The 6,869-nt window shown below is 45.3% G+C and carries 3 protein-coding genes and 1 pseudogene; all 4 read left to right on the forward strand.

Features of this window, described 5'->3' with window-relative positions:
• Position 1: 1 nt before the first annotated feature.
• Positions 2 to 1,099, forward strand: coding sequence for a glutamine-hydrolyzing carbamoyl-phosphate synthase small subunit (gene carA / locus QAS77_RS09405; protein ID WP_305065151.1), 1,098 nt, complete (start codon positions 2 to 4; stop codon positions 1,097 to 1,099).
• On the forward strand, positions 1,099 to 4,326 hold the full coding sequence (gene carB / locus QAS77_RS09410) for a carbamoyl-phosphate synthase large subunit (RefSeq protein ID WP_305065153.1): 3,228 nt from the start codon (positions 1,099 to 1,101) through the stop codon (positions 4,324 to 4,326). The genes carA and carB overlap by 1 nt, the downstream gene beginning before the upstream one ends.
• Before the next feature lie 25 nt (positions 4,327 to 4,351).
• On the forward strand, positions 4,352 to 5,536 hold the full coding sequence (locus QAS77_RS09415; protein WP_305065155.1) for an argininosuccinate synthase: 1,185 nt from the start codon (positions 4,352 to 4,354) through the stop codon (positions 5,534 to 5,536).
• A 391-nt stretch (positions 5,537 to 5,927) separates the two neighbouring features.
• A pseudogene (locus tag QAS77_RS09420) lies at positions 5,928 to 6,869 on the forward strand (hypothetical protein); the annotation flags it as partial.

Raw genomic sequence — 6,869 nt, forward strand, 5'->3', positions numbered from 1 at the left:
GATGATGGATGCAGTAATAGGATTAGAAGATGGAACGTTTTTAAAAGGTACCGGTTTCGGTGCTGAAGGTATCGTTTGCGGAGAGCTTGTTTTCACTACTCAGTACACAGGTTATGAGGAATCACTGACAGACCCTTCATATAGCGGTCAGATCTTGATGTTCACATATCCTCTTATCGGAAATTATGGGGTCAATGATGAGACCTTCCAGTCCGACGGTGTAAAGGCCGAGGGCCTTGTTGTAAGGGAAGCATGTCCGTCTCCAAGTCACCACCAATCCATGCGTAATATCTACAAACTGATGGAAGATGAGGGAAAGCCCGGAATATCCGGTGTCGATACCCGTATGCTTACCATCGGTACTAGAGAGCATGGTACCATGCGTGCTGCACTTATCAATGGCAGTGACGATGGTGAAGAGGCTGTAAGGCTGGCGAGAGCACAGCCGGATATATCCAGTCTCGACCTGATCTCAAGGGTTACTTGTAAAGAACCCTACACCATAAAAAGTCAGGTCAATACCGGTGACAAGAAAAATGTCGTGCTTATCGACCTCGGAATGAAGAGGAACATTTCTACAAGTCTGTTGAACAGAGGCATTGATGTTACAGTGGTACCAGCTACCACACCCGCTTCTGTAATTCAGGAATTTGACCCTGATCTTTTATTCCTGTCCAACGGACCGGGTGACCCACAGAATGCAAATGCAGCCATAGACGCAGTAAAAGAAATGGCAGGAACTGTTCCTATTGCAGGAATATGCCTTGGTCATCAGATCATTGCAAGGGCCCTTGGAGCTGACACATACAAGCTCAAGTTCGGCCACCGTGGAGCAAACCAGCCGGTCAAGGACCTTGAAACAGGAATTGTACATATCACGTCCCAAAACCACGGATTCGCTGTAGAAGGGGATTCCTTCGATGACACCGATGTAACTGTCACACAGGTCAACACCAATGACAGGACCGTGGAAGGTATCGAGCAAAAGGACCTCGATATATTCAGTGTCCAGTATCATCCGGAAGCACATGCTGGCCCGAGAGATACAGAAAAAATATTCTTTGGAAAGATCATGAAAGCTATGGGAGGCAGGATATAATGGCAAAACGAAACGATATTAAGAAGATCCTGCTCATAGGCTCCGGTCCGATAATGATAGGGCAGGCAGCAGAATTCGATTTCTCAGGAACTCAGGCATGCAGGTCATTAAGAGAAGAAGGGTACAAGGTAGTCCTTGTAAACTCCAATCCGGCAACCATAATGACAGATCCGGAAATGGCAGATGCTGTTTACATCGAGCCGCTTGAAGCAAAGATAATCGCCAAGATCATCGAGAAGGAAAGGCCTGACAGTATCATTGCAGGTATCGGCGGTCAGACAGGTCTTAACCTTACAAGTGAGCTTGCTGAGATGGGTGTGTTCGAGAAGTTCAATGTGGAATTGCTTGGAACATCCCTTGATGCTATCAAGAACACCGAGGACCGTGAGCTCTTCAAGAACAAGATGGAAGCCATCGGTGAGAAAGTGCCTAAAAGCGTGGCAGTTTCCACACTTCAAGAAGCTGAAGCGATCATCGAGAAGCTTGGATTACCCCTTATCATCCGCCCCGCATACACCCTTGGAGGTGCCGGCGGTGGTATCGCATACACAAGAGAACAGCTTCTCGAGATAACCGAAAGAGGCCTGCGTCGCAGCAGGATAAATCAGGTTCTCATCGAGGAAAGCGTTCTCGGATGGAAGGAATTCGAATACGAGGTAATGCGTGACTCCAACGATACCTGTATCGTCATCTGTAACATGGAGAACCTTGACCCAATGGGAGTCCACACCGGCGAGTCCATTGTAGTTACTCCTTCTCAGACGCTTAACGACATCGAACACCAGATGCTTCGTACAGCAGCTATAAAGATCATACGTGCTCTCGACATTGAAGGTGGGTGTAACATCCAGTTCGCTGCCAAGGACGGCGAATATAGGATAGTGGAAGTGAATCCACGTATCTCGAGATCATCAGCCCTTGCTTCAAAAGCAACCGGTTATCCTATCGCAAGGGTCACAGCAAAGATCGCAATTGGAATGACACTTGATGAGATACTCAATGATGTCACCAAGAAGACACCTGCATCCTTTGAACCTACCATCGACTATATTGTCACAAAGATCCCAAGATGGCCATTCGACAAGTTCGTCACAGCTGACAAGACCCTTACCACCGCCATGAAGAGTACCGGTGAAGTGATGTCCATCGGACGTACCATCGAGGAATCCCTTCAAAAAGCTGTCAGGTCCCTTGACATCGATATGAAGTTCGGTAACAAGACATGGGAACAGGCAGAGGTCATCACCCTTTTGAAGACCCCCACAAGCGAAAGGCTGTTCGTTATCTTCCATGCCCTTAATACCGGAATGAGCATAGAGGAAGTTTCCGAACTCAGCGGTATAGATGTCTTCTTCATAGAGAAGATAGACAACATCGTCAAGATGGAAAAGAAGCTTGCAGCAGAACTTTTCGCAGGTGAACCGGACATCGCTCTCTTAACAGAAGCAAAACGCCTGGGATTCACAGATGAACGCATCGGGGAGATGACAGGAAAGAGCCGTGAAGAGATCAACGACCTGCGCCGTGATAATGACATCATTTCGACCTACAAGATGGTCGATACCTGTGCTGCGGAATTCGCTGCAGAGACACCTTACTATTATTCATGCTACGAAACGATGTGCGAGGATGTACCAACCGACAGGAAGAAGGTCCTCATCCTCGGTGCAGGTCCTATAAGGATCGGACAGGGTATAGAGTTCGATTACTGTACTGTCCATGCTGTCACAGCTATCCGTGAAGATGGGATCGAAGCACATATCGTGAACAACAACCCTGAAACTGTTTCTACCGATTACGACACCTCTGACAAGCTGTTCTTTGAACCGCTTACAATCGAGGATGTCATGAACATAATCGAGCGTGAGAAGCCGTATGGTGTACTGGTACAATTCGGCGGACAGACCTCTGTCAATCTTGCACTACCCCTCCAGAAGGAACTTCAGCGCCGCACTGACCTCGACACGATCATCATGGGAACATCCCCTGAGGACATCGATATGGCAGAGAACAGGGAAAAGTTCAACCTGATGATGAACGAACTCGGTGTTGCACAGCCTGAAGCCGGCTACGCGACCTCACAGGAAGATGCCATCGAGATAGCCAACCGTATTGGATATCCGGTACTTGTCAGGCCTTCATACGTACTCGGCGGACGTGCAATGGAGATCGTCTATGAACAGCCGGACCTCGAACGCTACATGAGGGAAGCAGTACGCGTATCCCCTGAACAGCCCGTACTTATCGACGACTTCCTTGAAGGTGCGGTCGAGATAGATGTGGATGCGGTCTGTGATGGCAAGGACGTGCTCATCGGTGCGATAATGGAGCACATCGAAGAAGCCGGCATACACTCCGGGGACTCAGCTTGTGTCATCCCGCCACGTTATTTGTCAGAAGAGACCCTTCAGACAGTACGTGATTACACACGCAAGATAGCACTATCACTCAATGTTATAGGACTTATCAATATTCAGATGGCAGAACAGAATGGAAAGGTCTACGTGCTTGAAGCGAACCCTCGTTCCAGCCGAACCATTCCATTCGTATCAAAAGCAGTGGGACTCCCACTTGCAAAGATCGCTGCACAGGTCATCATCGGCCACTCCCTTGAAGACATGGGATATGCACAGCAGGACGAGTTACATGTCGAACACTATTCCGTCAAGGAAGTACTCTTGCCATTCGATAAATTGCCTGGAGCAGATCCTGTTCTTGGTCCGGAGATGAAGAGTACCGGAGAGGTAATGGGCATAGACTATGATTTCGGACGTGCGTTCTTCAAGGCACAGCTCAGTGCAGACAATCTGTTGCCACTTAGCGGATATGTTTTCATGTCCATAAAGGAAGCAGACAGGGAAGCATTTGTCGATATCGCAAAGAAGATGCAGGATGCAGGACTTAAACTGATAGGAACCAAAGGGACCGCGAACTATCTTGCAGAGAAAGGTATCAACATGGAAGCGGTCATGAAGTTGCACGAAGGCAGTCCTAACGTCATAGACATGCTGCGCAGGGATGAGGTAGGACTTATCGTGAACACTCCAACAGGAAGACAATCACGAAATGATGGATTCCATATCCGACGTGCTGCAGTGGACTTCAAGGTGCCATACATCACCACCATACAGGCAGCAAAAGCAGCCGCTGATGCTATCACATCCATGAAAACAGGTGAGATAACCATCAAGTCCATCAATGAATATCATAAAGAGATCAAGAACTGATCATCAATTACAAGGAAACAATATCATGTCAAAGAAAGTAGTACTTGCGTATTCTGGAGGACTGGACACATCTATCTGCATCCCTCTTCTCAAGGAAGAATACGGATACGATGAAGTAATTACAGTAGCAGTCGATGTGGGACAGCCAAAGGAAGATGTTGCACAGGCAGAAGAGAAAGCACAGAAGATCAGTGACAAGCATTTCACGCTTGATGTTCGCGAAGAGTTCGTGAACGACTATATCTTCCCGCTTATCCGAGCTAACGGCGACTACGAAGGCTATGTCATGGGAACATCCATTGCACGCCCGCTCATCGCCAAGAAGGTAGTTGAGATCGCAGAACAGGAAGGCGCAGTTGCACTTGCACACGGTTGCACCGGCAAAGGCAACGACCAGCTTCGTTTTGAGGCAGTGTTCAGGCTCACCGACATGGATGTCATCGCACCCATGAGGGAAATGAACCTCACCCGTGAATGGGAGATCGAATACGCTAAAGAACATGGCATACCTGTGGGAGTCACCACTGCAAAACCATGGAGCGTTGATGAGAACATCTGGAGCAGAAGCATCGAAGGCGGAAAGCTCGAAGACCCTGGATATATCCCACCTGAAGAGATATACAAATGGACAACAGCTCCGGAAGATGCACCCGATGCACAGATCATTGAGATCGGATTCGAGAACGGTGTACCTGTATCCCTCGATGGCCAGAAGATGGGCGGTGTCGAACTTATCGAGAAGATGAACGTCATTGCAGGAACACACGGCGTAGGTCGTACCGACATGATCGAGGACCGTGTCCTCGGACTCAAGGCACGTGAGAACTACGAACATCCTGCAGCAACAGTTCTGCTTGCAGCACACAAAGACCTTGAAAAGCTCGTGCTTACTCGTGCAGAACTCAAGTTCAAATCAGCAGTTGATGAACAGTGGTCTGAACTTGCATACTACGGCCTCGTGGACGAACCACTCTACGATGACCTCAATGCATTCATCGACAAGACACAGGAACGTGTCGCAGGTACAGTAACAATGAAGCTCTTCAAAGGTAGCGTCCTCGTTCTTGCAAGGACATCCCCGTATGCCCTTTACTCAGAAGAACTTGTATCCTTTGACGGCACAAGCATCGACCAGAAAGATGCAGAAGGGTTTGCTAAATATCACGGATTCCAGGCACGCCTGTACAGAAAATTCGTAGACAAGAACTGATAATATCGCACGTATGCGGAATCCGCATACGTACACATCTTTTTTCATTTATTGCTCTTAATTTGATTCGGATCGTTCTATATTTAATTCCAGACCATTAATGATGGTTAAACTATTCGGTGAAAATATACCACATCTTTAAGGTATGGGGGATTGTACTAAACAAAATATAAGGGTTCGAATCTCTTCCCCCCGCACAATCTTTGGGGGATATAGGTAAGGATGAAAAATGCAACCCTTCTAAAATTTAGAGAATCATTGGGTTCAAATCTTATCCCTCGCATAGCAAGTCGGGGATATATACAACGTCAAAAAAGTGTACGCTTTGAAATTCCAGTTTTGAAAAAAATTTCACGACATGATTTTTATATTTTAAAATTGTACATCTGCTATGAAATTTTCAGATAGTATCAAAATTCAAAGCGAAATTTCCCAACATGAATTTACAAACGATTTTGTTACCAATCTGTGGAATACACGAAAAGGAGTAGCAATTATTGATATAGAAACCGATTTTGGTGATATTCGTTCCATGAAGTCTAAAAGGGAAAGAAAATTCCGCTGTGGTGTAATTTATAGTTATGATAAGAATAAGATGCAGGTGTTTAAAAAGCCAACCGATTTTGTCAGTGAAATAAAAAAACACAAGCATATCGTTTCTTATAATGGTGAAGGGTTTGACTTTTTTGTTCTAGAAAAATATGGACTAGAATTAGTAAAAAAATCTCATAAAAAAAAGTCGAAGATTCCAGAAAAAGATCATATCGAAAATGATTTATTGAGACTAAATCAAGACAGAAAAGGATGCAGAAAACCTATTGGTTTTGATTCATATGATGTATTTTCAGCAATTATTGCTCGTAGACCTTATGGTAACAATAAAAAATGGCCATCATTAGAAGAAATGATGCAATCTCATTATAATTGTAAAAAAGAAAACATAAATTTAAAGCGGGCCACTTTAAAGCAATTAATTAAACATTGCATCGAAGATGTCGAATACCTTAAACGCCTATATGAAGAAAAAACGTGGACGGTTCCCGTATTCCCTCGGTGGGGTTTACCTTTGTTTACAGATCCAATGATACTTAATAATCCAACTCTTCCAAAACCATTGCATGGTTTGAATCCACGAACCATAAAGGGTAAAGAATGGTGGGATCAAAAAAGAACACTTGCATATATAGAAAACAATCAGTGTTGTTGGGCATGTGGCATTTCAAGATATGAAGTATTAGGGGATAATAAATGGCTGGAAGCACATGAAATTTTTGACATTGATTATGTTGAAGGTAGGGGTGAATTAAAAAAAATTGTTGCATTATGTCCATAT

Origin of the sequence: Methanococcoides sp. (assembly GCF_030594565.1) — an archaeon.
GTDB lineage: Archaea > Halobacteriota > Methanosarcinia > Methanosarcinales > Methanosarcinaceae > Methanococcoides > Methanococcoides seepicolus.

What these genes read in the sequence shown, in the direction of transcription:
- QAS77_RS09415 (WP_305065155.1), top strand. Translation starts at nt 4,352, where the DNA reads ATGTCAAAGAAAGTAGTACTTGCGTATTCTGGAGGACTGGACACATCT.
- carA (WP_305065151.1), top strand. Translation starts at nt 2, where the DNA reads ATGATGGATGCAGTAATAGGATTAGAAGATGGAACGTTTTTAAAAGGT.
- carB (WP_305065153.1), top strand. Translation starts at nt 1,099, where the DNA reads ATGGCAAAACGAAACGATATTAAGAAGATCCTGCTCATAGGCTCCGGT.